The following is a 4,314-nucleotide window of genomic DNA, read 5'->3' on the forward strand; positions in this document are numbered from 1 at the left end:
CATGAAAGAAAACAAACTGTTGCGAGCTGCACGAATGACGTCTCTCGTGACGCTCGCAGCGGCATCGATTGCAGGCAGCCCGCTCGCGCATGCCGAGGGCAGCATCCCGAACAAGACGCTCGTCTACTGCTCGGAAGGCAGCCCGGCCGGTTTCGATCCGGCGCAATACACCACCGGCACCGACTTCACCGCGAACACGTTCACCGTCTACAACCGCCTGGTCGAATTCGAGCGCGGCGGCACCAAGGTCGAACCGGGTCTGGCGCAATCGTGGGATGTTTCTTCTGATGGCAAGACCTACACGTTCCATCTGCGCCACGGCGTGAAGTTCCAGACCACCTCGTTCTTCAAGCCCACGCGCGAATTCAACGCCGACGACGTCGTGTTCTCGTTCCAGCGCATGCTGGACCCGAACCAGCCGTTCCGCAAGGCGTATCCGGTGTCGTTCCCGTACTTCACCGACATGGGTCTGGACAAGCTGATCGCCAAGGTCGAGAAGGTCGATCCGTACACCGTGAAGTTCACGCTCAACGAGCCGAACGCACCGTTCATCCAGAACATGGCGATGGAATTCGCCTCGATTCTTTCGGCTGAATACGCCGATCAACTGATGAAGGCCGGCAAGGCCGCCGACATCAACCAGAACCCGGTCGGCACGGGTCCGTTCATCTTCAAGAGCTACACGAAGGACGCGACGATCCGCTTCGACGGCAATCCGGATTACTGGAAGCCGGGCGCGGTGAAGATCTCGAAGCTGATCTTCTCGATCACGCCGGACGCGAGCGTGCGCGTGCAGAAGCTCAAGCGCGACGAATGCCAGGTGATGAGCTATCCGCGTCCTGCCGACATCGCGCCGCTGAAGGCCGATGCGAATATCGCGATGCCGTCGCAGCCGGGCTTCAACCTGGGCTACCTGTCGTACACGGTCACGCGCAAGCCGATGGACAAGCTCGAAGTGCGTCAGGCGCTCGACATGGCGATCAACAAGAAGGCGATCATCGAGTCGGTGTACCAGGGCGCGGGCCAGGCCGCAACGAACCCGATGCCGCCGACGCAATGGTCCTACGACAAGAGCCTGACGTCGCAGCCGTATGACACGGCGAAGGCCAAGGCGCTGCTCACGAAGGCAGGCTTCCCGAACGGCTTCGAAATGACGCTGTGGGCGATGCCGGTGCAACGCGCCTACAACCCGAACGCGCGTCTGATGGCCGAAATGATCCAGGCCGACTGGGCGAAGATTGGCGTGAAGGCGAAGATCGTCACGTACGAGTGGGGCGAGTACATCAAGCGCGCGCACGCGGGTGAAGACGATTCGATGCTGATCGGCTGGACGGGCGACAATGGCGACCCGGACAACTGGCTCGGCACGCTGCTGGGTTGCGAAGCGGTCAATGGCAACAACTTCGGCAAGTGGTGCTACAAGCCGTTCGACGATCTGATCCAGAAGGCGCGTCAGACTTCGGATCAGGCGCAGCGCACGAAGCTGTACACGCAGGCGCAGCAGATCTTCGCGCAGCAGATGCCGTTCTCGCCGATTGCTCACTCGACGGTCTATCAGCCGGTGAGCAAGAAGGTGGTCGACATGCGCATCGAGCCGCTGGGCTACGCGCGCTTTGACGGCGTGGGCATGCAGTAACACTGAGGGCTGGCATTCGTTCGTCCGGTCAGGACGAACTGATCAAACCATCCGAACAGCAACCGGCGACCGGGGTCACAAGCCCCTGTCGCCGGTTGCGTTTTAATTCAGGCTTGCGGGGGAACACGGCATGTTGCGCTTCGCACTGCGCCGCGTTGGCCTCTAACCGCGCAACTGTGGTGGTCCTTCTGCACTTATCCAGGCCTGATCGACTGGCTCGCTCGACAACACCTCCTCTAGCTACGCACACGCGTTTTCTGCGGATCGTAAAAAACCGGTGCGCCAACACGCGCGTCGATCCGCTTTTGCTGGCCGTCCAGCTTGCCGATCTGAACCCGCGTGCCGGCCTCGCGATAGCGCGCGTCGATCCGGCACAGTGCGATCGTGCGCCCGAGCAGCGGCGATCGCGTGGCGCTCGTCACGATGCCTATCTGCGCGCGCCCGTCGTGCACGCAATCGCCGTGATGCACGCTTTCGTTGCCGTCGATTTCCAGGCCCACCAGCACATGTCGCGGTTGCGCACTGCGCGCGAGTAGCGCCTCGCGGCCAATGAAATCGTCGGCTTTGCTCTTGAGCGGCACCGCGAATCCGATGCCCGCTTCATACGGATCGGTTTCATCCGAGAATTCGTGTCCGGCGAACACGAGCCCGGCTTCGATACGCAGCATATCGAGCGCTTCGAGGCCGAGCGGCGCGATACCGTAGCGCTGCCCGGCTTCCCAGACGCGATCCCACACCGCGCACGCGTCGCGCGGATGACACCACAATTCGTAGCCCAGTTCGCCTGTGTAGCCGGTGCGCGTCACCATGAGCGGCGGCCCGTCGTGACCGCCAAGACGCCCCGTGAGCAGACGGAACCAGCCAAGTTCCGCGAGCGCCGGTTGCGTGGCCGGCGACCAGACGATCTCGCCTAGCAGTGCGCGGCTCGCCGGTCCCTGTACGGCGACATTGTGAATATGGTCGCTCGCGGATTTGACCCACACCTTCATGCCGAGGGCCGCGGCCTGTTCGCGCAGCCAGACGCCCGCGTAGTCTTCGCCGCAGACCCAGCGGAACGCGTCGGGGCCAAGGCGCAGCAGTGTGCCATCGTCGAGCATGCCGCCGTGCGGATAGCACATCGCCGAATAGACCACCTGACCCACGGCGAGCTTGCGCACATCGCGCGTGAGGCAGTGCTGCAGCAGCGCTTCGGCGTCGGGGCCGAGCACTTCGAATTTGCGCAGCGCGCTCAGGTCGATCATCGCCACGCGTTCGCGGCAGGCCAGGTATTCGTCGATGGCGCCGTGGTTGTCGTAGGCGCTGGCAAGCCACCAGCCGCGATACTCCGTGAAACGCCGCGTGAGCGCCGAGCTGCGCGGATGAAAGCCGCTTTCGCGAGTGAGGACGGGATCGGCGTCCGGGGTGCTGCGCGTGGCCATGGACACGGAAATGCGCTCCTTGTCCGCGTAGGTGCGGATCTGGATATCGGTGGGTTGCCAGCCATTGGCCGGGTCGATGTCGTCGGGGCAGGAGGTGCTCACACAGACGAGGTCAGTCAGTGCGCGCAGCAGCACGTAGTCGCCTGGACGCGACCACGGTTCGTCCACGAGGATCTGCTGTTGCGCGCCAATCGACGTGTTGAAGAAAAAGTTGATCGCGGGCCAGCCGGGGCGCGACTCCACGCCGTAGGGAGCGAGCGCAGCGCTCATGTTGTCGCTGCAGTTGGCGTGGCCGAAGTAGCCCTGCGATTCGTAGTAGCGCGCCGTGCAGGCGAGCGCGAAGGTGTCGTGGCGGCCCACGGTGTCGCGCACGACTTCGAGCATGGGCTGCATGCTGCGATCGAAGAACTTCGCGTAGAGCCCGGGAGCCGGCCAGGCGTTGCCATTGAGCGTGCGCGTGACGGTGGGGTCCAGGTCGAGCGTCACGCCGCGTTCGAGCGCGGCGAGATCGAACGCCACGAAGTCGGAGCACTGGCGTCCGGCTACGTCGAGGACCTGAATATATTCGCCCGCGCGCACGGTATAGGCGCGTGCGGTGCCGGGATGGATCGTGAAGTCCGCGAGCGGATCGGCTAGCGGGTCTGGCAACGGCGGCGCGCTCAGGAGCGCCGGGCTGGCGCGTTCGACCGTCAGGCGCAGTTCCGTGGGTGCGTGCTGGGTGTCGACCGATACGCTTAAGGCCGGTGCGGCCACAACGACCACGAGCGCCTCTTGTGCGATCAGGCGGCGCGCATGGCCTGGTGGCGTGTCGTGTGTCCACAGTAGCGCAGCGGCATGCGAGGCGCACAGACTGACGCCGCGCCGCGCCAGCGCGGCGCGCGTCTTTTTCGCGTCTGGCGTTTCGCGGCTCATTAGCCCGGCGACAAAGCGCGCGTGCGGCGACGCCTGCAAGCCAAGCGCGCCTGGCAAGGGCGAGCCGCTCGTGGCGTCGAAGGCGGCCAGTTCCGCGGCCTGCATGCCTTCGACATCGACGATTTCGAGTGTGTCGCCTGCCTGCAGCGCGACGACGGTGCAGCCGCCGCCCTCTACGCGATAACGCTCGCGCGCAGGCGCACGCGCAAACAGCGCGGGTTCGTGGGGCCGCGTGACGACGGGTGGACGGATCTGCATGCCAATGGTCTCCGGTTCGTGCGGCTCAGGCAGGTTGCTTCACGGCGGGCGAGGCGGACGAGGCGGACGAGGCGGACGAGGCGGACGAGG

The 4,314-nt window shown here is 64.7% G+C and carries 2 protein-coding genes; one reads left to right on the plus strand and one right to left on the minus strand.

Annotation, left to right across the window (positions count from 1 at the left end; all coding sequences use genetic code 11):
* Nucleotide 1 precedes the first annotated feature (1 nt).
* Nucleotides 2-1,636, plus strand: coding sequence for an ABC transporter substrate-binding protein (locus tag VG320_RS10640; protein WP_327200068.1), 1,635 nt, complete (start codon nt 2-4; stop codon nt 1,634-1,636).
* 236 nt (nt 1,637-1,872) lie between these two features.
* Here the strand turns inward: VG320_RS10640 and VG320_RS10645 are convergent, their stop codons facing one another.
* Nucleotides 1,873-4,224: a DUF1989 domain-containing protein gene (locus tag VG320_RS10645; protein ID WP_327200069.1), complete on the minus strand. Its 2,352-nt coding sequence runs from the start codon at nt 4,222-4,224 to the stop codon at nt 1,873-1,875.
* Nucleotides 4,225-4,314: the final 90 nt, after the last annotated feature.

This window comes from Paraburkholderia sp. (genome assembly GCF_035948235.1).
Taxonomy (GTDB): domain Bacteria; phylum Pseudomonadota; class Gammaproteobacteria; order Burkholderiales; family Burkholderiaceae; genus Paraburkholderia.

Bases quoted from the DNA above. Each gene is read 5' to 3' on its own strand.
- VG320_RS10640 (WP_327200068.1), top strand. From the start codon at position 2: ATGAAAGAAAACAAACTGTTGCGAGCTGCACGAATGACGTCTCTCGTG.
- VG320_RS10645 (WP_327200069.1), bottom strand. From the start codon at position 4,224: ATGCAGATCCGTCCACCCGTCGTCACGCGGCCCCACGAACCCGCGCTG.